Annotated in this window: 22 protein-coding genes and 2 tRNA genes; 6 read left to right on the top strand and 18 right to left on the bottom strand. The window is 58.7% G+C overall.

Annotated elements, in window-relative coordinates:
• The first annotated feature begins 84 nt into the window (after positions 1–84).
• Complete coding sequence (locus AC3WOY_RS22180) at positions 85–3,270, top strand: DEAD/DEAH box helicase (protein WP_492427716.1); 3,186 nt, start codon at positions 85–87, stop codon at positions 3,268–3,270.
• Positions 3,271–3,290: 20 nt separating this feature from the next.
• Positions 3,291–4,301 carry a WD40 repeat domain-containing protein gene (locus AC3WOY_RS22175; protein ID WP_492427714.1) on the top strand — a complete coding sequence of 337 codons (1,011 nt, stop codon included), beginning with the start codon at positions 3,291–3,293 and terminating at the stop codon, positions 4,299–4,301.
• Here the strand turns inward: AC3WOY_RS22175 and AC3WOY_RS22170 are convergent.
• The 10 genes from AC3WOY_RS22170 to cysS all read right to left on the bottom strand — a co-directional run bounded on the left by AC3WOY_RS22170 (position 4,292) and on the right by cysS (position 13,739).
• Positions 4,292–5,767: a DUF6035 family protein gene (locus AC3WOY_RS22170; protein ID WP_492427712.1), complete on the bottom strand. Its 1,476-nt coding sequence runs from the start codon at positions 5,765–5,767 to the stop codon at positions 4,292–4,294. The two genes, AC3WOY_RS22175 and AC3WOY_RS22170, sit on opposite strands and share 10 nt — an antisense overlap.
• Positions 5,768–5,806: 39 nt before the next feature.
• Positions 5,807–7,069 (bottom strand): tyrosine-type recombinase/integrase, encoded by a 1,263-nt coding sequence (locus tag AC3WOY_RS22165; RefSeq protein ID WP_492427710.1) that lies wholly within the window; start codon positions 7,067–7,069, stop codon positions 5,807–5,809.
• Positions 7,070–7,072: 3 nt separating this feature from the next.
• Positions 7,073–7,384 (bottom strand): Arm DNA-binding domain-containing protein, encoded by a 312-nt coding sequence (locus AC3WOY_RS22160; RefSeq protein WP_492429384.1) that lies wholly within the window; start codon positions 7,382–7,384, stop codon positions 7,073–7,075.
• Between the two features lie 6 nt (positions 7,385–7,390).
• Positions 7,391–7,531, bottom strand: a complete 141-nt coding sequence (locus AC3WOY_RS22155) for a hypothetical protein (RefSeq protein ID WP_492427708.1) — start codon at positions 7,529–7,531, stop codon at positions 7,391–7,393.
• Positions 7,532–7,700: 169 nt separating this feature from the next.
• Positions 7,701–7,794: transfer RNA gene (locus AC3WOY_RS22150), tRNA-Ser, on the bottom strand.
• 101 nt (positions 7,795–7,895) lie between these two features.
• On the bottom strand, positions 7,896–9,146 hold the full coding sequence (locus tag AC3WOY_RS22145; protein WP_492427706.1) for an aspartate kinase: 1,251 nt from the start codon (positions 9,144–9,146) through the stop codon (positions 7,896–7,898).
• 146 nt (positions 9,147–9,292) lie between these two features.
• Positions 9,293–10,681, bottom strand: a complete 1,389-nt coding sequence (gene tilS, locus AC3WOY_RS22140; RefSeq protein ID WP_492427704.1) for a tRNA lysidine(34) synthetase TilS — start codon at positions 10,679–10,681, stop codon at positions 9,293–9,295.
• Positions 10,682–10,685: 4 nt separating this feature from the next.
• Positions 10,686–11,660 (bottom strand): acetyl-CoA carboxylase carboxyltransferase subunit alpha, encoded by a 975-nt coding sequence (locus tag AC3WOY_RS22135; protein WP_492427702.1) that lies wholly within the window; start codon positions 11,658–11,660, stop codon positions 10,686–10,688.
• Positions 11,661–11,691: 31 nt separating this feature from the next.
• Positions 11,692–12,342: a DNA-3-methyladenine glycosylase family protein gene (locus AC3WOY_RS22130; protein ID WP_492427700.1), complete on the bottom strand. Its 651-nt coding sequence runs from the start codon at positions 12,340–12,342 to the stop codon at positions 11,692–11,694.
• Between the two features lie 5 nt (positions 12,343–12,347).
• Complete coding sequence (cysS, locus tag AC3WOY_RS22125; protein ID WP_492427698.1) at positions 12,348–13,739, bottom strand: cysteine--tRNA ligase; 1,392 nt, start codon at positions 13,737–13,739, stop codon at positions 12,348–12,350.
• Between the two features lie 299 nt (positions 13,740–14,038).
• On the opposite strand from cysS, the gene AC3WOY_RS22120 reads away from it, so the two are divergent.
• The 3 genes from AC3WOY_RS22120 to AC3WOY_RS22110 are packed head-to-tail and all read left to right on the top strand — an operon-like array spanning position 14,039 to position 15,970.
• Positions 14,039–14,617 (top strand): peptidylprolyl isomerase, encoded by a 579-nt coding sequence (locus AC3WOY_RS22120; protein WP_492427696.1) that lies wholly within the window; start codon positions 14,039–14,041, stop codon positions 14,615–14,617.
• 23 nt (positions 14,618–14,640) lie between these two features.
• Positions 14,641–15,129, top strand: coding sequence for a peptidylprolyl isomerase (locus AC3WOY_RS22115; RefSeq protein ID WP_492427694.1), 489 nt, complete (start codon positions 14,641–14,643; stop codon positions 15,127–15,129).
• A gap of 19 nt (positions 15,130–15,148) precedes the next feature.
• Entirely contained in the window at positions 15,149–15,970 is an 822-nt protein-coding gene (locus tag AC3WOY_RS22110; protein ID WP_492427692.1) for a UDP-2,3-diacylglucosamine diphosphatase, read from the top strand.
• On the opposite strand, the gene AC3WOY_RS22105 is transcribed toward AC3WOY_RS22110, so the two are convergent.
• The 4 genes from AC3WOY_RS22105 to rnr all read right to left on the bottom strand — a co-directional run bounded on the left by AC3WOY_RS22105 (position 15,967) and on the right by rnr (position 20,675).
• Complete coding sequence (locus AC3WOY_RS22105; RefSeq protein ID WP_492427690.1) at positions 15,967–16,656, bottom strand: YceH family protein; 690 nt, start codon at positions 16,654–16,656, stop codon at positions 15,967–15,969. The two genes, AC3WOY_RS22110 and AC3WOY_RS22105, sit on opposite strands and share 4 nt — an antisense overlap.
• A gap of 10 nt (positions 16,657–16,666) precedes the next feature.
• Entirely contained in the window at positions 16,667–17,419 is a 753-nt protein-coding gene (gene cysE, locus AC3WOY_RS22100; RefSeq protein WP_492427688.1) for a serine O-acetyltransferase, read from the bottom strand.
• A 73-nt stretch (positions 17,420–17,492) separates the two neighbouring features.
• Complete coding sequence (gene rlmB / locus AC3WOY_RS22095; RefSeq protein WP_492427686.1) at positions 17,493–18,233, bottom strand: 23S rRNA (guanosine(2251)-2'-O)-methyltransferase RlmB; 741 nt, start codon at positions 18,231–18,233, stop codon at positions 17,493–17,495.
• Positions 18,234–18,236: 3 nt separating this feature from the next.
• Positions 18,237–20,675, bottom strand: a complete 2,439-nt coding sequence (gene rnr, locus AC3WOY_RS22090; protein WP_492427684.1) for a ribonuclease R — start codon at positions 20,673–20,675, stop codon at positions 18,237–18,239.
• Between the two features lie 156 nt (positions 20,676–20,831).
• On the opposite strand from rnr, the gene AC3WOY_RS22085 reads away from it, so the two are divergent.
• Positions 20,832–20,918: transfer RNA gene (locus AC3WOY_RS22085), tRNA-Leu, on the top strand.
• A 193-nt stretch (positions 20,919–21,111) separates the two neighbouring features.
• On the opposite strand, the gene AC3WOY_RS22080 is transcribed toward AC3WOY_RS22085, so the two are convergent.
• Genes AC3WOY_RS22080 through AC3WOY_RS22065 form a run of 4 tightly spaced genes read right to left on the bottom strand, consistent with a single transcriptional unit; the run spans position 21,112 to position 24,331 of the window.
• Positions 21,112–21,648 (bottom strand): phosphoribosyltransferase, encoded by a 537-nt coding sequence (locus tag AC3WOY_RS22080; RefSeq protein WP_492429383.1) that lies wholly within the window; start codon positions 21,646–21,648, stop codon positions 21,112–21,114.
• 26 nt (positions 21,649–21,674) lie between these two features.
• On the bottom strand, positions 21,675–22,973 hold the full coding sequence (locus AC3WOY_RS22075) for an adenylosuccinate synthase (RefSeq protein WP_492427682.1): 1,299 nt from the start codon (positions 22,971–22,973) through the stop codon (positions 21,675–21,677).
• A 4-nt stretch (positions 22,974–22,977) separates the two neighbouring features.
• On the bottom strand, positions 22,978–24,129 hold the full coding sequence (locus tag AC3WOY_RS22070) for an ATP phosphoribosyltransferase regulatory subunit (protein WP_492427680.1): 1,152 nt from the start codon (positions 24,127–24,129) through the stop codon (positions 22,978–22,980).
• 16 nt (positions 24,130–24,145) lie between these two features.
• Positions 24,146–24,331 (bottom strand): DUF2065 domain-containing protein, encoded by a 186-nt coding sequence (locus tag AC3WOY_RS22065; protein WP_492427678.1) that lies wholly within the window; start codon positions 24,329–24,331, stop codon positions 24,146–24,148.
• Positions 24,332–24,349 lie beyond the last annotated feature (18 nt).

The raw sequence follows: 24,349 nt of genomic DNA, 5'->3' as shown, positions 1-24,349 counted from the left end.
TTGCGCCGCTTTTCCCTCGTCGCAAAACGACAATATGCTCTGGTATGCTCTATGCCAACATAACTATTCTTGCAGCAAGGCAAAATGGCGCAACAAAAACAAATCTCGAATAACACGCTCGCGCTACTTGCCTATTGGCGCGCAGCACTCGCGGATAGCTGCCTTTCTCATCCGACGGTTCCCCAGGACTGTGAACCGATCCAGATCGGGCAAGATGGCCGCGGCATGTGGCGTGTCACGGATGCGCCGGAAGATTGGATCGAATCGACCTTTGCCGCCAGCAAAATGAACAAGGCAGATGACGGTGATGCGCGCAAGCCGATTCCATTGCTGCTGATTCCGGCGTTGCTCGTGCCGGAAAGCGTCCATAGCGTCAAGCGCCGCGCGGCGGAACCGGACGACACCCTGGTTCCATTGTGTATTCCCTGCCTGCTTACGCCAGAAAGATCCCTGCTGTCGGATTCGGAGCGGCTCCCCTGGATTCCGCGCAAACTGCTTGAACCGAGCCACAACTATGTCACCGTTGGGTACCTGGCCGACCTGGATAAGTACTTGACGGAACTCACCCGCAAGCCCGATGCCTTATCCGACACGTTGGCGATTGCCGGAGAACTGTTTGCACAAGTCACCGGGTGCCGGTTGGCGCTCCTCGAGCACGATCGTGGCGATGTGGCGGCGGAACTGCCACCGTTGGACATCGAGGACCATGGCGTCATCGACGGCTGGTTCGGCATACCCTATGAACCGCCGATCATCGCCAGGCACATCATCCGGCTTTACGACTTGCTTGCCGAGGGACGCGCGTCCGTCCCGCTGCTGGAAGCGCTAGCCCATATGCCGGATCGCCGGTCCCAAGCGCCCACACCGCTGGCGCAATCGGCCACTCACCTCAAGAAAATCGTCGGCCATATCCATCGGAAATACCCGCTGTCAGCGTCGCAGCACGAGGCAATGGCGGAATTGATCGGCCTGAAGGAAGGCGACATCCTGGCCGTCAACGGCCCGCCGGGCACCGGCAAGACCACGCTCCTGCAAAGCGTGGTTGCCCAGAAGTGGGTCATGGCTGCGATTGACGATCAGCCCTGCCCGATCATCGCGGCGACCTCCACCAACGTCAAGGCCGTGGAAAACGTGCTGGACAGTTTCGCGAAGCTCTGCCATGAAACCGCGCACGAGCGTTGGTTGCCCGCCATCGGCGGCTTCGGACTGTTCCTGGCATCGGCGTCGCGCGACTCGGAGCATCCCACTTACAATGGCCCAAACGAACATCATTTCGTTCAATTCGAGTCCCCGGATTGGGTCAAGAAGGCCAAAGACCATTACCTGAAGCAGGCAGGCACGCTGTCGCTCCTGAGAGGGAAGACGGACACGGTCGATGACGTGGTGGCTGGATTGCGCAAACTCTTGCGCGAGTACCACCAGTATCTGCAAGCGTTGGTCACGCAGCGCTACCGAATCTTCGACTTCTCTGGCAAGGATGAGTCAGCCGGGGCATTGACCGGGTTGAAGCAAGCGATTTCCGCATGCCGACGGCACATCCGCGCGGCCGAAGAAAAGATCGCGGAAGCCGAGCGTATCGTCCAAGACTGCGCAATACAAAAGGCCGACGAGCAAGCCGAGCACGAGCGCAAACTGCAGGAAATCCGGGATACCGAACTGGCCTGGACTACCTATCTGGCGTCGTTGCTATCGTTGCTGCTCGACCTGCTGGCCTTTCTGCCACCGATCAAACGCTATCGCAATGCACGCGACCGGAAATTTTTGCTCGCCAATCCACTCACTGGCATGTTGCAGCATCGCGATGACGATGTGGAAGACCATTTCGCCCGGTTGGTCAGACATGAAAAACTGCGCACACGCGCCATCGTCGCAGACATCCAAACAGTGGAAGACGCCGCGGCCGAACGCCTTGCTGCCGCGCGCGCTGAAAAGGCCCGCTTCATGGAGCGTTTGGGCGAAGCCGAATCGCTGATGAAGAATTGGCTGAAACTGCTGGCGGATGTGTTTGCGGATTGGGCCGATATTCCCTTATGCGATCTGAACGATAGGCTCGATATCCACCTCAGGGCGCCGATGTTCCAGTTCGCGGATTGGTATTGGTCAGGTTGCTGGCTGATCGAAATGGAAGCCCGCTTTCGGGATGGCGGCAAGGATTCGAAAGCGCCGCAAAAACTGGAAACCATGCTGCGACGCTTCGCCAAACTCACGCCGTGCATGGTGTCCAATTTCCACATGGCGCCCGCGTATTTCTGCGGATGGATGGGAGATCAGCCGATTCCTCTGTGGAACGTCATCGACCTCCTGATCGTCGACGAAGCCGGCCAGGTATCACCGGAAATCGGCGCGCCGACGTTTGCATTGGCCAAGCGCGCCGTGGTCGTCGGCGACGTGCATCAGATCGAACCGATCTGGAATGTCGCGGAAGGCATCGACCGCGCGAATGCCGCGAAATTCGGCTTGATCGGGCAATGGGACGATCCGCGCTACCTGACGATTGAGCAGGATGGCTATACTGCCGCCAAGGGCAATCTGATGCAAATCAGTGCGCGCGCCTGCCGTCTGCAGAAATACCCGGAGATGCGCGGCCTCATGCTGGTCGAACATCGCCGCTGCGTGCCTGAATTGATCGACTACGGCAACAAGCTCGTCTACGGCGGGAAATTGCAACCAGTACGCGAATCGATACCGCGCGAACAGAGAATGCTTCCGGCATTCGGCTATTTTGCGATCGCCAGCAGAGACCAACGAGTAGGCGGCAGCCGCAAGAATGTTACCGAAGCCCGGGCCATCGTCGACTGGATCGTAAAAAATCGGGAGCGGCTCCAAGAGCATTACCGGGATCCGAAAACAGGCTTGCCACAACCTATCGGCAAGATCGTCGGCATCGTGACACCGTTCTCGCCGCAAGCCTATCTGATCGCCAATCTCATCAAGAAGAAAATGCCCGACACGAAGAAAAAGGGCGCTGCCATCACTGTCGGCACCGTGCATCGTCTGCAAGGCGCGGAACGCGAGATCGTGCTCTTCTCCCCGGTCTATGGGGAGGATCACAAGCGCGGCATGTTCTTCGACAACGGGCGCAACATGATGAACGTCGCCGTATCGCGGGCAAAGGACAGTTTCCTGGTATTCGGCAATGTCTCGCTGTTCAAGCCGGAAAAGAGCGGTTCGCCGTCGGGGCTGCTGGCGAAATATCTGTTTGCGCATGCGGAAAACGATCTCGCCGGCGCGATTCAGGCCGGGCAATCGGCTTCCTTTACCTTTATTTAGCCGGCTTGCCAGAAAGCGCCATGAGCCTATTACAAAAACTCGGCAGCCTGTTTCGCCCGCAGCAGTCTTCGGCTGCAGCACAAGAAAAGAAACAAACCGCCGGCAGCCAGAAACGGGGCATTGCATTCATCGGCGGCATGATGACGGTGAGATCAGTGGATTTCTTCGGCCCCTATGCACTATCTCCATCGGGGCGCTGGGCGCTCGGATGGAGAGATGCCGATATCGATGCCGGCCGCGGTGGGCACCGCGATAAGGGACACGGCGCTTATCTTCTCTATGACATCGAAAGCGATCGGATTGCAGTAGCCGGAAAACTGGAGCGTCCCAACCAGGGTGTCGTCGCCGACAACGGCACTTTCATTCTTCACGATTGGCATTTCGGAGACGGTCTTCAAGGAACGTTCATTGCGTTCGGCTCGGACGGTCAAGTTCTACTCAAGCGGCGCTTCCATGCCAATCTTCACAATGGCGCGATATCGGCGGATGGCGCCTGGGCGATTTGCCAGACCGCGAACAACCCCGCTCATGACGACGGCAACCGGCTGACAGTTTTCGATCTACGACAAGGCGCCGAATTGTTTTCCATCGAACCGCATACCGGTTGGGCAGATGGTTATGACTTTTCCTCAGACGGCAGCCGGTTCTCTGTTATGCACAATGACTTGGGGAAATTCGCCTACGATCAATCGGGCAATTTTCTCGACGAGCAAATCTATGAGAACGCGTGTCTGACGTCGAAGCGCTTCAGTATCTCGCTGTTTGCCGCCGAGGCGCTGCTCAAGAAATATCCGACGGATGACGAGCAGGCGCGCCGTGCCTTGTCCGCCATTCTCGTGGCAAGACAATCCGGTGCGGACAATGATCCGGGCTGGAAAGCGATGGCGCTCAAGCTTCAGGGCCTCGCTCTTGAAACGACTGGCCAACTTGCGGAGGCGCTGACGATTTACGACGAGGTCTTAGCCATGAATCCCAAGATCGGGGTAAAACGGCGCGCTGATTCATTGAGGAAGCAACTCAGTCAATCCTGAGTTGCGTCATTTTCGCTGCGCATGAGCTTTGCCTTGATTTCGGGCAGCAGAAACGATATCAAGATGTCGTAATCCGTGTCTCGCTCAAAGGCCGGATCTTTCGCCTTGATCTGCTCCCGGATCGTCTTCCGGCGCTTCCGCCAAGTTCCCTTGGTGTCTTGTTCGTCAAGCAAGGCATTGTGTCCGTAAGCTTGTAACGCCCAGCCGAAAGGCAATAGAAAAGGCTTGTAATGGTCAAAAGCGGTGTTCGCCACCTGGACCAGTCGCTGATGACCGTAACCGACGGGCCGGCCATGTTTCGCACTCAGCATGAGAGATACGATGCCGTTAAAAGGAGGCTCGGTGTAATGATCTGGCAACGCCAGGCCATGGGGCTTGAATTCATCGCACAGCGCTTTCCATTTTGCACGGATGGATTCCGTCGAACTCGCCCCGCCATACAGTTCCCAAAAATGCTCGAACATCTGTCTCAGCGCCGCCAGGCCCTGCTCGGCCAGCTCGTCGTTCAATCGCGCTCGTTCGGCTTCGTAGTCGAAAAAAAATACCCGCTGACGCTCCAGGTCAAAGGTCAGTTCATCAATCGAGACTTCGGTACGGCGCCACTCATCCTGGATCCGGCCTTCGGACAATAATGGGATTGTGTACCAGCATTCGAGCGTGAATTTGCCGACTTCCCGCGAGCGCTGCAAAGTAGACGCATTCGCGACAAAGACGTTGGTATTGTTGTTGAAGAAGACGTCTTCCTCCGCGCGCCGCGTTCGCTGGGGATCAAAATCCTGGAAGATCCAGATCAGGTGACCGCCTTCCGCCTGATAAAAGTCACGCCGCTCGACCACCACGTTCAGGTATGTCGTGGATAGCTGGATCTCAAAGGCAAATCGCCGATCATTCCAAGCAGCCTGCACATCAGGCTTGCGCCACGTTTTTCGCTCCATTCCACGCCACACTTTCTCGACCTGTGGTGTAGAAAAACGCGAATCGGCCAATAAGCTCTGCCGGACAAACTCCTTGACCTTTTGATGCGCCAAGCTTTCCTTGGCTCCGTTGTACTTCAGGGCGTTGATGATGTCCTGGCTAAGACCGGGCCCTGATTTTTTCGGACAATTCTCGTCTTCATGGCGATGTCGGAAAAAGAACTTCCGGTCTACGTTCGATACCAGGTACACCGCTGCCATACAGTAGGGACAGACCAACCATGGATTCTCCAAGTCCTTGTTCAACCGGCTAACGATCGTCGCGCGGTCCTGCATCACTGCACGCAGCTCTCGGGCGATAAACGCTCCCGCCTTAATGGGGTGACCGGTATCCAGATCCAGTACCTCGTCGATCAACTGAAATTCGGTAGGCTCGGCAAACTCAAGGCTCATGGGGTCATTTCGGTATTCGCAGGCAAGTAATCCAAGTATCTCATGTCGGCCGTCGGAGCCTGCCCAGCTATTCGCTCCCAATACGGGCGAACGATACATTTGGCATTCCAAACTATGGCCGATCAGGATGACCCTTTTCTAGCCGGCCTTAGCGAACGTCCCCGTGACGACCTGACCGCTGGCGATCACATCAAGGTAGTCCGCCCAATCCTGCATCATGCGCTTGCGTTCGGCCAGGAATTGCGCCCGGTCGTACGCGCTCTCCAGCTTGTCCTTCGGCGCATGCGCTAATTGCCGGTCCACCACCTCGTGTCGATAGCCGAGCCGTTCCTTGATCGTGGTCATCGCCAGCGCCCTGAACCCGTGCCCGGTCATTTCCCCCTTGTAGCCCATCCGCTCAAGCGCCTTCAGGAGCGCATTGTTGCTCATCGGCCGACTGTGGTCACGCTGATTCGGGAACAGATACTTCCCGCCGCCGGTGACTGGATGCAGTTCGCGCAACAGAGCCAGCGCTTGCGATGACAGGCAGACGTGGTGGTTCCTCTTGTCCGGGTTGAGCGCCAACCGGCCACGTTTCATGCGCTGCCACGGGATGACCCATTCGCCGCGTTCCAGATCGATTTCAGACCATGGGGTTTCAATCAGTTCGCTGGTACGTACGAATACCAGCATCATCAGCCGCAGCGCGATACGGGTCGGCTTGTGCATGCATGCTTCATTGTGGTCGAGCGCGCGAAGGAAGTCCGGCAGTTCGTCCGGACTGATCGCCGCGAAATGGCCAGGCACGACCGGCTTGAGCACATCCTTGAGATCGGCCGCCGGATTACGCTCGGTCAAGCCCGATTGGATCGCGTAGCGGAATATCTGAGCGCAGTTGGCCTTCAGACGATGCGCAATCTCGTGCGCGCCGCGCGATTCGATCTTGCGCAATGCTGCGATCAAGTCCTTATGCCGGATGCCGTCGATTGGCATGCGCCCGACCTCGGGGAAGATATCGGCTTCAAGACGCCTTAGCGTGTTTTGGGCCGTGTTGGCGCTCCAGCCGGGAATCTTGGTTTGATGCCATTCACGCGCCACCTTCTCGAACGTATGCGTCGCCTTTTCGGCAGCGATGCGCTTGGCGTCGTCACGGTGCCGGGCCGGATCTATCCCGTCCTGGAGCAGCCGACGGGCCTCCGTACGCAGCTCCCTGGCCCGCGCCAGCGTGATTTCCGGATAGGGGCCGAAGGTCAGGCGATTCGCCTTGCCATTGACTTGACGGTAGCCCATGCGCCAGAACTTCGATCCAGTCGGCATGACTTCGAGGTACATGCCCCCGCCGTCAGCGAGCTTGTACGGCTTTTCCCGAGGCTTGGCATTGCGGACCTGGATATCGGTTAGTGGTATGGCGAGTTTCGGCATGGCTCACTCTCCTTGACTGTTTCCCCCGTCGTTCGTCGCGTCCAGGAACGCCCGTAGCGCGGCGACCTGCGCGGCATTCAAACGCATCCTGCTGCGCGGTTTGTCGATCGTCAGTTCGCCCGCCCCGCTCAAGGCGAGGCGGAACGTACTACCCGCCGGCTGCGTTTCCCGCGCCAAAATTCGCTCTTCGCGCAGCACTTCCGCCGGGTCTTGTCCTTCGTCCAGGAGTTGGTGAACGCGGTCCCGGGCGATACGCGCCATGGCGAGCGAAACGCCTGGGTAGGCGCCGAGCGACAGCCTACGCTCCTTACCCAGATGCCGCTATTTCATGTGCCAGTGACAAGCACCGGACGGTTTGACGTACAGGTACAAACTGCCGCCGTCGCCGAGCTTGTAGGGATTGTCGCGAGGGACGGCGGCCCGGATTTTGGCGTCGGTCAATGGAATGGCGAGCTTCGGCATGATTTTGCGGGCATGCGACGGTTATGGTTAGACCTCATGCCTACAAATTTGGCTCCAAAATGGGGGGATGTCAACAAACGGTATGAGACGTTAGAAAACAAAAAACCCGCGTAACTCATTGAATTTACGCGGGTTTTTACACTTCTTGGGACTACTTGATACCAGTAATTGGCGGAGACGGAGGGATTCGAACCCTCGATACAGGTTTAAGCCCATATGCTTCCTTAGCAGGGAAGTGCCTTCGACCTCTCGGCCACGTCTCCACACGTCAAGCGGGGATCAGATCCCCGCTTCAGTGAAGTCACGCATGATAGCGGCTCATGCGCACTTGGTCAATGAAACATTGACTGCCACTCCACAATGATCAAGCTTTTTCCAGGTCAAAGGCCTTGTGCAACGCGCGCACAGCCAGTTCCATGTACTTCTCGTCGATCAGCACGGAGATCTTGATTTCGGAGGTGGAAATCATCTGGATGTTGATGCCTTCTTCCGACAGCGTGCGGAACATTTGCGACGCGATACCCACATGGCTACGCATGCCAACGCCGACGACGGACACCTTGGACACCTTGGAGTCGCCGATGATGCTGGCGGCACCAATGTGCTCCTTGACGCTCTTGTTCAGCACATCCATCGCCTTCACGTACTCGCCGCGCGGCACGGTAAACGTGAAGTCAGTCTTGCCGTCGACCGACTGGTTCTGGATGATCATGTCGACTTCGATGTTCGCGTCCGCGACCGGACCCAGGATCTGGTAAGCGATGCCCGGCTTGTCGGGCACGCCCAGCACAGTAATCTTCGCTTCATCGCGGTTGAACGCGATACCGGAAATGACGGCTTGTTCCATGTGTGTATCTTCCTCAAACGAAATCAGGGTGCCGGAATTGGCTTCTTCTTCCAGCGGCATCAGCGGGTCGGTCAGCGACGACAGAACACGGGTCGGCACCTTGTAGTTGCCGGCGAATTCCACCGAGCGGATCTGCAGCACTTTTGAACCGAGCGAGGCAAGCTCCAGCATCTCCTCAAAAGTGACGGTCTTCAGGCGGCGAGCTTCGGAGACGACGCGTGGGTCAGTCGTATAAACCCCATCGACGTCCGTGTAGATCAGGCACTCCGCAGCCTTCAACGCAGCCGCGACAGCCACTGCCGACGTGTCGGAACCGCCACGGCCGAGCGTCGTGATGTTGCCGAGATCGTCCACGCCCTGGAAGCCGGTAATAATCACGATCTTGCCTTCGGCGAGGTCCTTGCGAACGCGGACATCATCGATCGACTGGATGCGTGCCTTGGTGTACGCGGAGTCGGTCTTGATCGGCACCTGCCAGCCTGCATACGACACGGCTTGCTTGCCAATCGTTTGCAGCGCCATGGACAGCAGCGCAACGGACACCTGCTCGCCGGTGGAGGCAAGCATGTCGAGTTCGCGCGGGTCCGGCTGCGGCATGATTTCCTTTGCCAGGCCGATGAGGCGATTGGTTTCGCCGGACATTGCGGAAGGCACCACAACGATCTGGTGACCAGCGTCATGCCATTTGGCGACGCGCTTGGCGACGTTCTTGATGCGCTCAGTGGAGCCCATGGAAGTGCCGCCGTATTTGTGGACGATTAAAGCCATACGGATGTGAGGATGCGCAGAGAAATGAAGAAATTTTTGATAAAAATCAACCCTTTACTTTACCTGCTGCAACGCAGGATGGCAAGTGGGAGACCGATGAAATGCAGGCTTTTCGCGCCAAAAACCGATAAAAATATTGCAGAACGTTAATTGATGTCGCTCTCCCATCGCAAGCCGACCGGATTGGATGGACTTTCGGGGATAGCGCCATGGTTCATCCCGATACCGGCGGCGAAAATAAGTCGCCCACCGGCAAGAACAACTGGCAAGCGCTGCCTTTCCCAAACGGGAATATCCAATGCCTGGTAGTGCTGCTTCAGGCTGCGCGTCGGACGGTTAGCAGCCAGCTTGAGCCGTTCACCGCCTTGCCGGAGCCCGATCTCGAGAGCCTGCGCGGCCAGCCAGCCGGCATCCATGCCATCATCCGCAGAATCGAAATACAGCGTGCCGCCAAATTCCTTGAACGCGATCGACGTCTCGCCTTTCCACCGGAAGACATGCGGCATGGCGCCTGCCGGTGCGAATTGCAACCGGGGAATCAGGAAGGCCTTCCCGCGATGTCGCCTGATCTCGCAATCCGGATGGACGACGCACACTTGCGCATCGTCGCAGGCACCAAGCAATTGCGTCCTTGCTTCCAGCAGCCATGCCGTGGAAGGCATGCGTGCGCCGTGACGGGAGAACCAATAGCGCAGCAGGTTGTCCTGGCGGTCTTCGCCAAGCCTACTGAACGGAGCGAGGTCAATACGATCACCATTCCCGCAAGCCTGCCAGTCCAGCACGGCGAGCTCTCCAAGCAGGCGCTGCGCAGCCTGCGCATGTTCAGCTGCCCGAGCGAGGCATTTCTGGTATGCGGGAAAATGCACCTCGAGCACTGGAGCGATCTTGTGGCGCAACGCGTTGCGAGAGTAGCGGATATCTTCGTTGGATTCGTCCTCCACGTGGGTGATGCCACGCCGTGCGACGAACGCCTCAAGCTCGGCCCGCGACACGTCCAGCAGCGGCCGAGCCAGAACCGGAGCCTCCGCCCCGAGCAACGAGGACGCATCATTCATGGTCGCCATGCCGGAGAGCCCAGCCAGCCCTGCGCCACGCAATAGCTGCAGGAGAACCGTCTCGGCCTGGTCATCCTGATGATGCGCTGTCAGGAGCACGCACACCTCATGGCAGCGACATAACTCTCCCAAAGCTGCATAGCGCCTCGTCCGCGCCGCCTGTTCAACACCATCCTGCTTCATCGCCTCGACCTCGATACGCCGCGCATCGAACCGGATACCGAGTGCCGAACATTCCCGCTCACAGTGCTCAAGCCAGTGGTCTGCATTCTTGCTGAGGCCATGATGGATATGGAAGGCAACAAGCTCCAGACCATGCGCTCGGGCATACCGGCTCGACAGATGAAGCAAGGCCGCCGAATCCAATCCTCCACTGTAGGCGATCCCGATCCGCCCCTCAGAAGCAGAAACGCGCACCAGGATTGCTCCAAGCGCGCGTTCGAAAGCGTCCTCGAGGGACGCTGTCTGTCGGGTTGTCACGACATCATTCCGGCGAATTGATTTCCTTGAACTTGCCGTAACTCATGAGCTTCTCGTGGCGAGCGGCGATCAACTCCTTGGGCTTCATGCCTTGCAGCTGACGCAGCGAATCCGCGAGTGCCCGCTTGAGCAGCGCGGCCATCTGCTTGGGGTCGCGATGAGCGCCACCGAGCGGCTCATTGACGATCTTGTCGATCAGGTTCATCGCCTTCAGGCGATGCGCAGTGAGACCAAGCGCGTCGGCGGCATCGGCGGCACGCTCGGAGGTCTTCCAGAGAATGGAGGCACAGCCTTCGGGGGAAATGACGGAATACGTCGCATACTGCAGCATGAGCACTGCGTCGCCCACGGCGATGGCGAGTGCACCGCCGGAGCCGCCTTCGCCGATGATGGTGGCAATCAGGGGCACTTTCAGCTCTGCCATGACGTAGAGATTGTGGCCGATGGCTTCCGACTGGCCGCGCTCCTCCGCGTCGATCCCTGGGAATGCACCCGGCGTATCGACAAAGGTAAAGATCGGCAGGCCGAACTTTTCCGCGACCTTCATCAGGCGCATCGCCTTGCGATAGCCTTCCGGCTTCGGCATGCCGAAGTTGCGCATGGCGCGCTCCTTCGTGTCGCGACCTTTCTGATGGCCGATGACCATGCAGGGCTGGCCATTGAAGCGCGCCAGGCCGCCGACGATGGAGAGATCGTCCGCGTAGGTACGATCACCATGCAACTCATGGAAATCCGTGAAGATCTCGTTCACGTAATCCATCGTGTAGGGGCGCTGCGGATGGCGTGCGATCTGCGACACCTGCCAGGGAGTGAGCTTGGCGTAAATGTCCTTGGTCAGCTGCTGGCTTTTCTTGGAGAGGCGTTCGATTTCCTCGGAGATATCGACTGCGGAATCATCCTGCACAAAGCGCAGTTCTTCGATTTTTCCTTCAAGTTCGGCAATGGGTTGCTCGAACCCGAGAAAAGTTGTCTTGCTCATCGTGCCTCCTTATATCAACACGAGATGGAGTTCAGTACACTACCGGCGCGGATTCAAGGCTGCGCCACAGATACCAGGTGGCGACAGTGCGCCACGGCTCCCAGTTGGCGGCGACTTCGCGGACATCGCTGCGGGATACCGGCTCGCCGGAAAAATAGTTGACGCTGATGCCTTTGAGCAACCCGAGGTCGTCCAAAGGCAATATATTGGGCCGGAGCAGATTAAATATCAAAAACATCTCGGCTGTCCAGCGCCCGATTCCACGGATCTGGATCAGCTCGGAGATGACCTCTTCGTCGTCCATCTCCGTCCATTTGTCCGCATGGACTCGCCTGGCCTTGAAATGCTCGGCAAGGTCAATGACGTATTCCGCTTTCCTTTTTGACAATCCGCAGGCGGAAAGTGCTTCCGGACCAGCCTTGAGCACTTGCGCCGGCGTGCATTTCGGGCACGCCTCAAGGAAACGCTGCCAGACAGCCTCGGCGGCCTTAACGGAAATCTGCTGGCTGATAATCGAACGGGCGAGCGTCGTGAATGCTTCGCTCCTGCCGACGAGATGCATGTCGCCGAACTGCGGAATGAGCTTGCGCATGATGCGGTCGCGCTTCATCAGCTCTTCCTTGGCGTCGTGCCAGTAGGCAGGCACACTGATCGCAACAGCGGATTGACGGGAAACTGCCATGCGGGTTACGCCCTTCTCCATTCGGTCAGGCCGCCCGGCTTATCCTCCAGGACAATTCCCTTTGCAAGAAGCTCCGCGCGAATGCGATCGGCAGATGCAAAATCCTTAGCTTTCTTGGCTGCGGTACGCGCTTCAATCTGCGCAAGAATGCCTGCCTCGTCCAGCGCGCCCTGCTCTGCAGGACCAGCCTGCAGGAATTCCTGCGGCGCACGCTGCAGCAATGCGATCACACCTGCGAGGGATTTCAGCTGGCGCGCCAATGCGGCGGATTTCGTCTTGTTGACCTCGTTCGCAAGATCGAACAGAACGGCGATGGCAACCGGTGTATTGAAGTCATCGTTCATCGCCTCTGCGAACTTCACCGCATGCGGCTCATTCCAGTCGATCGCTTCCAAGTCCGGTGTCACTTCCTTCAATGCCGTATAGAGGCGCGTAAGTGCATGCTTCGCGTCGTCGAGATGGACATCCGAGTAATTGAGCGGGCTGCGATAGTGGGCACGAAGAATGAAGAAGCGCACCACTTCCGGATCGTACTTCTTGAGCACGTCGCGGATGGTGAAGAAATTGCCCAGCGACTTCGACATCTTCTCATTGTCGACACGGATGAAGCCGTTGTGCATCCAGTAGTTGACGAAGGTGTGCTGGTGCGCGCCTTCCGATTGCGCGATCTCGTTTTCGTGATGCGGGAACTGCAGGTCCTCACCGCCGCCGTGGATGTCGAACTGCTCGCCGAGCAGCTCGCAGCCCATTGCGGAGCATTCGATATGCCAGCCGGGGCGTCCCTTGCCCCAGGGCGAATCCCACTTCACTTCGTCGGGCTCCGATTCTTTCGCGGCCTTCCACAGCACGAAGTCCAGGGGATCGCGCTTGCCGGTATTGAGCTCGACGCGCTCGCCCGCACGCAAATCGTCCAGCGACTTGCCGGACAATTTTCCATACGTCGGGAAATCGCGGACTGAATAGTTCACGTCGCCATCGGTCGCCTTGTAGGCGAGGCCGTTGCGCTCCAGTTTCTCGATCAGGCCCAGCATCTGCGGTACGTATTGCGTCGCGCGCGGCTCGTGGTCCGGCTTCTGCACGCCCAGCGCAGCGGCGTCCTCATCCATCGCATCAATGAATCGCTGCGTCAGCTGCGAAATCGATTCGCCGTTCTCGACAGCGCGCTTGATGATCTTGTCGTCGATATCGGTGATGTTGCGGACGTAGGTAACGTCCAGCCCCGAGGAGCGCAGCCAACGCTGCACCATGTCGAACACCACCATCACGCGCGCGTGGCCGAGATGGCAATAGTCGTACACCGTCATTCCGCAAACGTACATGCGGACCTTACCGGTTTGCATGGGGACAAAAGTCTGCTTTTCACGCGCGAGCGTGTTATAGATCTTGAGTGCAGTCATGGGCGGTTTTTCCGTTTCGGCGTGAAATGGCCAGGCTCGCTGAGACAATGGACTGTCTCGCAGGACGCTGCGAGTGACGCGATGCAACGGGGCTGCCGAAACCCTTTTGTCATGCTTATTTTGATAAAATGCACGGTTTCGCTTCAGTATAACATTGATGAAACCGCCCTCCTGCCCCGCAAGGTCAAAGCGGGCGCGGATAGTGCGAAATGCCACAATCCCGTTTCGCCTGCCGTGCGGCAAGGGGCCACGGAAGATACACAATCGACATTCGCCTGTAAAGAGGAAAGGAAGCTGCAATGCAAAACACCCGTCGACGCTTCATGCACCTGGCCGCAGCACTGCTCCTGGGTTCGTCGCTCCAGAGCGCGATTGCTGCCGATGCACCGCAAGTCTCGCTCAAGACCAGCATGGGGGAAATCGTGCTGGAACTCTATCCCGAAAAGGCACCGAAGTCTGTTGAAAACTTTTTGCAGTATGTAAAGAGCGGCCACTACAACGGCACCGTCTTTCATCGCGTCATCAGCAACTTCATGATCCAGGGCGGCGGCTTCGACAAGGACATGAATCAAAAGCCGACCAAGGCACCGATCGAGAACGAGGCGAAGAACGGTTTGAAGAACGAGACCTACAGCGTGGCCATGGCGCGCACCTCGGCACCGCACTCCGCATCGGCGCAATTCTTCATCAACGTCAAGAACAACAGCTTCCTCGACTACCCTGGACAGGATGGCTGGGGTTATGCGGTGTTCGGCAAGGTCGTCAAGGGCACAGAAGTCGTCGACAAGATCAAGGCAGTGGAAACCACCAATAGCGGCATGCACCGTGACGTACCGGCAAAGCCCGTCGTCATCGAGTCCGCATCGATCGTCAAGTAATTCAACCTCATACAAGGACCATCATGGCAGTCATTTTCACCACCAACCACGGCACCTTCAAGCTGGAACTCGATGCGGAAAAAGCACCGAAGACCGTCGCCAACTTCCTCGCCTATGTCCAGTCGGGCCACTACGACGGCACCATCTTCCATCGCGTCATCGATGGCTTCATGATCCAGGGCGGCGGTTTCGAACCGGGCATGAAGCAAAAGCCCACGAATGACCCGATCGAGAACGAAGCGAAGAACGGCCTGAAGAACGAGCCGTATACCATTGCCATGGCGCGCACGTCGGCGCCACATTCCGCCTCCGCGCAGTTCTTCATCAACGTGAAGAACAACAGCTTCCTTGACTACCCGGGACAGGACGGCTGGGGCTATTGCGTGTTCGGCAAGGTTGTCGAAGGCACCGACGTCGTCGACAAGATCAAATCGGTGAAAACTACCCGTACCGGCATGCATGCCGATGTCCCGGTCGAAAACGTGGTCATCGAGAAAGCGGAAGTGGTCTAAGCTGACGACCGCTCCCGCCATGCAACAGCAGCACACGCCTTCAGGCACACAGGAAGCGCAATCCGAAACGGTTGCGCTTTTTGTTTCGGACGTGCATTTGCACGATTCATTGCCGCGCACCACGCAGGCTTTCATCGATTTCCTCGAAGGCCCTGCGAGGAATGCGCGGCGCCTCTACCTTCTGGGAGATCTGTTCGAGTACTGGGCAGGAGATGACGACATCGACACGCCGTATCACAAGCAGATCGCGCAATCCCTTCGTGACGTGAGCGATGCCGGCGTGGCAGTTTTCTGGATCGCGGGTAATCGCGACTTCCTGGTCGGCCAGGCGTTCGCGCGCGAGGCCGGCCTGACACTGCTTGCCGATCCGCACATCGAAGACATCGCGAGAACGCGCGTCGTGCTTTCTCATGGCGATGCACAGTGCACGGACGACCAGGCCTACATGGCGTTTCGCGCACAGGTACGCCAACCGCAGTGGCAGGCACAATTTCTTGCACAGCCACTGTCCCAGCGCAAGGCGATCATCGAAGGCATGCGAACGGGCAGCCGCGAAGCGCAGCGCGCGAAGTCCTATGAAATCATGGATGTGAATCCTGGCGCAATCAGGTCGCTATTCGAGTCCTCAGGTGCGACAGTCATGATTCACGGCCACACGCACCGTCCAGCGACGCACGTTCATGAAGTCGGCGGCGTAACCTGCACCCGGCACGTATTGCCCGATTGGGACTGCGATACGGGTACGCCCCGTGGAGGATGGCTGGCGCTCGACACCAGGGGGGAAACAAGACGATTTGGCGTCGACGGCAGCCAGGTATCTGCCACCATCGTACGCAGCTAGTCGAACTGCTTGCGAAAGCTGTCGAATTGCTCGCTCAGGCGCGCAACTTCAGAGCGAAGGTGCGCGACCTCGGCTTCAAGCTCGGCAATACGATCCTGCCGGGCCGCAGGCGCGGAAACAGCGTCAGGCGCCCGTTCAGGCACTTCCTCGCCGCTAAGCAGGTGCATGTAGCGCACTTCCTTCTCCCCGGGGGCGCGCGGAAGGCGGGCAACCAGCGGCGGATACTTGTCGATCAGGAATTGCAGCCCCGCCTCCACGTCGGCGACCGACGCGAAGTCGTGCAGGCGTCCGCTCCGTGAGCGAATCTCGCCTGCGGTCTGGATGCCGCGCAACATCAGCAACGCAAGCACCGCCAGCTTGTCCTGCTCGAGCGACCATTTCATCCGCATGCGATGCTCGTATTTCGACACACGGGCGCCGGCTTGCCTGACCTCCGAGACGAGTTTCTTTTGAATCAACCGATGCAGCGTGTCCAGAACAGCATCTTCGGAGATCGACATGACCGGATCGCGGCTCGTCAACTGGTTGCAACCGTTGGTGAGCGCATTGACGGATAGCGGGTAATTATCAGGCGTCAGGGCTTCCTTCTCCGCCAGCACACCGAGCACCCGCACCTCCACGGCGTCGAGCACGAGGTCATTTCCGCCAGCGGTCGCACCGCCTTCATTCGATCCTGGTTCCATCATGGCAGCATCCTCATTCCACCAGCTTGTTCAACTGTTCGGCGTCGAACTTGTCCTTCTGCGGCAGGATCTCGCAACCGACACCGGCCGCCTGCAGCGCAGCCAGGACCTTTTGCATCTGCTCTTCCTGCGCAACCGCATTGTCGATCAGCTTGTGCAAGGCGGTCGACAAGGGATCCTCGTCCGCACTCAACGTCACACCATAGGCTGCAAACACGCGAGCGGCAGCTTCCTCTCGCTGTTTGCCGGCATCCTTTTGCACGATATGCGCGGGATTGCCGACCGCCGTCGCTCCCGGAGGAACTTCCTTGACGACGACCGCGTTCGAGCCGACCTTGGCGCCATCTCCAACCGTGAAGCCGCCCAGGACTTTTGCGCCCGCGCCAATGATCGCTCCCCGGCCGAGCGTGGGATGGCGCTTGGCGCCTTTGCTAAGCGACGTGCCGCCCAGCGTCACGCCCTGGTAAATCGTGCAGTCGTCGCCGACCTCCGCCGTTTCGCCGATGACAACGCCAAATCCGTGGTCGATGAACACGCGCCGGCCGATCGTCGCCCCTGGATGGATTTCGATCCCGGTAAGCCCGCGTGCGATATGTGAAATGAAGCGTCCCAACCATTTCATGCCATGCGTCCAGCACCAGTGCGCCCAGCGATGCATCACGATGGCATGCAGGCCCGGATAGCAGGTCAGCACCTCCCAGGCCGTACGCGCGGCGGGGTCTCGTTCAATGATGCTGGCGATATCTTCGCGGATGCGGCTGAACATAGGGGGCAAGTGAGATGGCGTGAAGTCGTAATGTTACCGCGCAGCATCCGGCTTGCCTACGCAAGCCGGCACCTCACTTCGGCATCATGCGCTGGCGGCGCGCCTCGTACAGGCAGACGCCCGAGGCGACGGATACATTCAGGCTTTCGACGGCGCCTTCCATCGGGATGCGCACCAGTACGTCGCAGTTCTCGCGTGTGAGGCGGCGCATGCCCTCGCCTTCCGACCCCATGACGAGGGCGGTCGGCACGGCAAAATTGGCGTCGTACAGGGTCTTTTCGGCATCGTCGGTCGTGCCGGTCAGCCAGATGTCACGCTCCTTCAATTCGCGCATGGTGCGGGCCAGGTTGGTGACGGTGATGTAGGGCACTGTATCGGCGGCGCCGCTGGCCACCTTGGCTGCCGTTGCGTTGAGTCCTACAGCCCTGTCCTTCGGTGCAATCACGGCGTGCGCCCCGGCGCCGTCGGCAACGCGCAAACAGGCCCCGAGATTGTGCGGGTCGGTGACGCCATCCAGGATCAGCAGCAAGGGCGGACCGGAAATGGCATCGAGGAGTTCGTCGAGATTGCGGGCGAGCGACATTTCGCCTGCCTTGGCCACCACGCCTTGATGGCGGCGCGTTCCGGCCATGCCATCGAGTCGCCCTCCCTGGACGGGGATGACGCGAACCTTGGCAGCTTCGGCGGCACGCAGCAATTCCTGCATCCGCCGGTCAGTGCGTTCGGCATCGAAATATATTTCCTCCACCGAAGATGCGTCGTGGCGCAACCGTGCCGTCACGGCATGGAAACCGAATAACAATTTGCTTTTCATGTCTTATCTTTTCTTCTTGCCCGCCTTCGTGCGCGGCTTGGTGGTGCGCGCAGTCTTTGCGGCGGTCGTGCCCGAGCGTGAGCTCTTGCCTTTTGCTGTCTTCCCGGCGGCGCTCTTGCGCGGCGGAGCCGCCTTTGCTTTCGGCTTTGCCTTCTTTTCGCGGACCGGTTCGGCCTCAGTGCGCCGCGCCTCGTTCTTGAGCACAGTGCGAATATCCGGCGTCGTCACGAGGCGCAAATCGATCTTGCGTGCATCGAGGTCGACCCGGCTTACCTGCACGGTGACACGGTCGGTCAACTGATAACGGATGCCTGTGCGCTCGCCGCGCAGCTCGTGACGCACCTCGTCATACTGGAAATAATCGGCCCCCAGTTCGGTAACGTGCACGAGACCTTCGATGAACAAGGTGTCGAGCTGAACGAAGATGCCGAACGGCGCAACGCCAGAGATAGTGCCGGTGAACTCTTCGCCCAGCTTGTCGCGGATGAAGTAGCACTTCAGCCAGGCTTCCACATCGCGCGATGCCTCGTCGGCGCGCCGCTCGTTCGCCGAACAGTGAATGCCGAGCGCTTCCCAGATGGCGAGATCGCCTTCCTTCTTTTTCTTGCCGTCCGCCTTGTCCTGCGCAGCCATGCGGCGTGCGGCTGGCGACAGCATGGTATTGAGCTGGCTGGTGTCGACATCCTTCGGCACATAGCGCTTGCCATGCAGGATCGCCTTGATCGCGCGGTGCGTCAGCAGGTCGGGATAACGCCTGATCGGGCTGGTGAAGTGTGCATAGGCTTCATACGCGAGGCCGAAATGGCCGATATTGTCCGGACTATAGACTGCCTGCTGCATGGAACGCAGCAGCATCGTCTGTAGCAGGACCGCATCGGGACGCAGCTTGATCTTCGGGATCAGCTCCGCGTAATCGGAAGCTGCCGGCGAATCTCCTCCGCCCAAGGTCAACCCCATCTGCTTCAGGAAGGTCCGAACCTGGTTGAGCTTTTCCTTGGACGGCGCTGCATGCACACGATAGACACCCGGATGCTTGTGGCGCGCGAGCAGATCCGCCGCACACACGTTGGCAGCAAGCATGCACTCCTCGATCACGCGGTGCGCGTCGTTGCGGGTACGCGGGACGATCTGCTCGATCTTTCCTACGGCATTGCAGACAATATACGTCTCAGTGGTCTCGAAATCGATCGCCCCACGCTCCTGGCGCGCCTTCAGCAGGGCGTTGAACACGTCGTACAGATTGAGCAGATGCGGCACCAGCTGCTGGCGTTTCGCGGCTTCTGTGCCCTTTGTATTGGAGAGAATTGCGGCGACTTCGGTATAGGTGAGTCGCGCGGCGGAGTGGATCACGGCCGGGTAAAACTGGTAGGCCTTGATCTCGCCCTTCGCAGTGATGACGGCATCACAGACCAATGTGAGGCGATCCACGGCGGGATTGAGCGAGCACAGGCCGTTGGACAGCTTCTCCGGCAGCATCGGAATGACCCGGCGCGGGAAGTAGACCGAGGTACTGCGTTCCAGAGCATCGCTGTCGAGCGCATCGCCGGGCTTCACATAATGGCTCACGTCCGCAATTGCGACGATCAGGCGGAATCCCTTCGTCCGGCCGATCTTCACCGGCTCGCAATAGACCGCATCGTCGAAATCGCGCGCATCTTCACCGTCGATGGTGACAAGCGGAATATCCCGCAGATCGACACGATCCGTGAGATCCGCCTCGCGGACTTCACCGGGCAGTTTGGCGGCGAGCTTTTTCGCGGCGTCGGAAAACTCATGCGGCACGCCATACTTGCGCACCGCGATTTCGATTTCCATGCCCGGATCGTCGATGTCGCCAAGGACTTCGACAATCTTTCCGACCGGCTGGGTATAACGCGACGGCTGCTCGATCAACTCAACGCTGACCACCTGCCCCGTCTTCGCCTTGCCAGGGGAACCGGTCAACAGGATATCCTGGCCAATGCGTTTGTCTTCGGGAGCGACGATCCACACGCCGTTCTCGTTCAGCAGGCGTCCGATCACATGCGTATTAGCGCGCTCCAGCACTTCGACAATCGTGCCTTCCGGCCGGCCGCGACGGTCTGTACCCGCAATGCGGATTTGCACGCGATCGCCGTGCAGCACCTTCTGCATTTCCTTTTCAGGCAGGAAGATGTCTTCGCTTCCGTCTTCGGGAGTGAGAAAACCGAAGCCATCGCGGTGACCGCTAACACGGCCCTCAATGAAATTCGGCTGATGCGCAAGCTGATAGGCGCCGTTGCGACTCGGCTTGATCTGACCGTCACGTTCCATCGCATTCAAGCGGCGCGTAAGGCCGTCCAGTTCTTCCGGTTTGACGTCGAGGGCCGCAGCGAGCGAGTGCACATCCTGAGGCGCGGCCGCGGTGCGTAGGATGCCGAGAATCTCCTCCCGGCTGGGAATCGTGTATGAATATTGGCTCAAAAGGGTACTTCAGTTCATTATTGTCATGACAGGGCTAGTGTAACGGACTACCGTTGTGTTTACCTAACACATTGCCACCCGCCCCTGCCCAAAAAAAGATGCCGCATGAGATTTGACATCCCCGATTTTTCCGCTATAATCTTGGTCTTTCGCATCGCCCAGATGGCGGAATTGGTAGACGCACTAGGTTCAGGTCCTAGCGGTGGCAACACTGTGGAGGTTCGAGTCCTCTTCTGGGCACCAAGGTTCTAAAGGCCCGCTTCGGCGGGCCTTTTCCTTTTCTGCGTCCGAAACGCTTCCCCCTGCCCCTCTCGCACCAACGCCACCAACGCTCAAAATGCAAAAACCCGTTGGCTCTGCCAACGGGTTTTCACTTTTCGATCCTCATCCGGCAAATCCAGACCAATTTGAGTCTGAATCAACCGGCAAGTTCTGATCAGCCGACTTCACCCTTCTTCAGCCACGCCGCCAACTGGTGCGGACGCAGGCTGTCGTACTCCTCGAACGGCTGGTGAATCCACGGGTTGGTGGGAAGGTACTGAAAGTAAAAGTCCGGCCGCACCACGGAACAAGCCTTGCACCAGATCACCGCAGACCGGACTTCAGTCACTGCAGGAAAATTCTCCTTCAGGTGGCCTTGCACCTTTTCCAGCGTCACACCGGAATCGACGAGATCATCCAGAAGCAATACCTTGCCCCCGAGCGATCCCTTGGTCATGGTGATGTGCTTCGCGATGTCCAGCGAACCCTGCGTCATTCCTGCATCCTCGCGATACGAACTGGTCGAAAGGATTGCCAGCGGCACGTCGAAAATGCGCGAGAAAATGTCCCCGGGACGAAGGCCGCCGCGCGCAAGGCACAGTACTTGATCGAACTTCCAGCCCGACTCGTGCACCATTCGCGCCAGCTCGACGACCGCACGGTTGTAGTCATCCCAAGATACCCAGAGGTCTTTATCGTCCGAGACGCCGATTGCCTTTTCAGTCATCTCAGTTCCAATCAAGCAAAGGGATGGCGGAGGACGATCGTCTCTTCACGATCCGGCCCAGTGGACACCATGTCGACCGGGACACCGACGAGTTCCTCGATCCGCTTGACGTATGCGCGCGCATTCGCCGGCAGCGCATCCATGGACTTCGCGCCAACCGTCGACTCGATCCAGCCCGGCATCTGCTCGTAAATCGGTTCGCAGCGGCCGGCATCTTCCGCGCCGACCGGGAACACATCGACCACCTTGCCGTCGAGCTTGTAGCCCGTGCACAGCTGAAGGGTTTCGAGGCCATCGAGGACGTCGAGCTTGGTCAGGCACATCCCCGACACACCGTTGATCTGCACAGAACGGCGCAGCAACGCGGCATCGAACCAGCCACAGCGGCGCGCACGGCCGGTAACCGTACCGAATTCATGGCCGACGCTTGCCAGGTGTTTGCCGACACCTTGGTCAGTCGGAAGTTCCGATGGGAACGGACCGGAGCCGACACGTGTCGTATACGCCTTGGTAATGCCCAGAATGTAATGCAACATGTTCGGGCCGACACCCGAGCCGGCCGCAGCATTGCCGGCGACACAGTTACTGGACGTGACGAATGGATACGTGCCATGGTCGACGTCAAGCAGGCTGCCCTGCGCGCCTTCGAACAACAGACTAGCACCCGCTTTATGCGCCGCATACAGGGCGCTGGACACGTCCGCAACCATCGGCCTGATACGCGGCACGGTGGCCAGCGCGTCATCCAGAGTCTTCTGATAGTCGACCGGCTGCGCCTTCAGGTAGTTGGCCAGGACGAAGTTGTGATAGTCGAGATTCTCTTTCAGCTTCTCGGCAAAACGCTTCTCGTTGAGAAGGTCGGCAACGCGGATGGCACGGCGCGCGACTTTATCCTCATAGGTCGGGCCGATGCCTTTTCCGGTCGTGCCGATCTTTGCTGCGCCACGCGCCGCTTCACGCGCTGCGTCCAGTGCCGTGTGATACGGCAGGATGACCGGGCATGCTTCGGACACTTTCAGGCGGGAGACGACCTCCACACCTACACCTTGCAGCTTGTCGATTTCACGCAGGAGATCGGGCACGGACAGCACGACGCCGTTGCCGATGTAGCAGGCCACGCCTGCACGCATGATGCCCGAGGGGATCAGTTGGAGGGCCGTCTTCTGGCCGCCGATGACCAGCGTATGGCCGGCGTTGTGTCCACCCTGGAAGCGAACCACACCTTGCGCATGATCAGTCAGCCAATCGACGATCTTGCCTTTTCCTTCATCGCCCCACTGGGTGCCGATGACGACAACGTTCTTTGCCATGCTATTAACCTAGTTTTGTAAGAGTCCAGTTACCGTTTTCAAACACGACTGCACGGTCGCAGTCGAATTCATCCTGATCGTTGTCATGTCCCGGCAGTGCCTGAATGACAACTTCGCCTGCTGTCCGCAGTTCTGCAATCTTCTGGCGCAGCGCCGGTTCGGTTCCCCACGGCGCCCGGATCGCACGCTTGCGCTCGGCGATCGGCAGCAGGCGCGCCAATTCACGCAAATCCATGGAAAAGCCGGTGGCAGGACGCGCGCGTCCGAATGCCTCGCCGACGTGGTCGTACCGCCCGCCGCGTGCAACCGCGTTGGGAAGTCCGGGAACATAGGCGGCGAACATGACACCGCTGTGATAATGATAGCCACGCAAATCGGCAAGATCGATAGTCACGCTGGCCTTGCCGGCCTGACTGGAAAGTAAATCGAGCTCATCCAGCGCATTGGCAATACCCGGAAGGTTGGGAAGCACTTTCCGCGCACGGGCAATGGTCGATGCATCGCCGTATAGATTGGGCAGCGCCAGCAAAGCCTCGCGCGTCGCCATGTCGAAATCCCGTGTCAACATGCGCAGGCCGGGGATGTCCTTGCATTCGAGCAAGGTAAACAGTTCGTTTTCTCGCTTCCGGGCCTTCGTATCGTTTTCAACGATCGTACGCAGGACGCCAACATGGCACAAATCCAGACGAACCTCGGACATCCCGGCAAGATTCAGCGAGGCCAGCGCCAGTTCCTGAATTTCCGCATCGGCCTCAAGTCCCTTGTGGCCGTAGATTTCAGCACCGATTTGCAATGGCTCGCGAGTGGCATGCAGCCCTGAGGGGCGAGTATGGAGGACACTGCCGGCATAGCAAAGGCGCGTCACCGAGGAACGGTTCAACAGGTGGGCATCGATGCGCGCCACCTGAGTCGTCATGTCCGCGCGAATTCCCATCGTTCTGCCTGAAAGCTGATCGACAAGCTTGAATATTCGCAGATCCATGTCCTGCCCGGCCCCGGTCAGCAACGACTCCAGGTACTCAAGCATCGGCGGCATGACGAGTTCATAGCCGTACAAACGGAAGTTGTCGAGAAGCGAACGTCGCAACTCTTCGATCTTGCGCGCTTCGGACGGCAAAACGTCGGCAATGTTTTCAGGAAGTAGCCAATTCGGCATGACAGGAAATACTGCTTTAAGAAAAAATGTGAACCAGGCCCAGCGTCACCAAGCCGCACGAAAAAACGACAAGACCGACGAAACGAATTTGTCCGTCGGTCAGTTGAGCGATGCGGTTAATTGTGTCGCGCCATTGCCTTGGGAAAAGAAATGGAATGATACCCTCAAGCAAGAGCATCAGGCCAAACGCGACAAACAACAAGCTTTTCACTTCCAGCCC

This window comes from Noviherbaspirillum sp. FW303-A3 (assembly GCF_058788695.1).
Note: the sequence above shows the minus strand (reverse complement) of the source record. Positions and strands in the feature narration are given on the sequence as shown.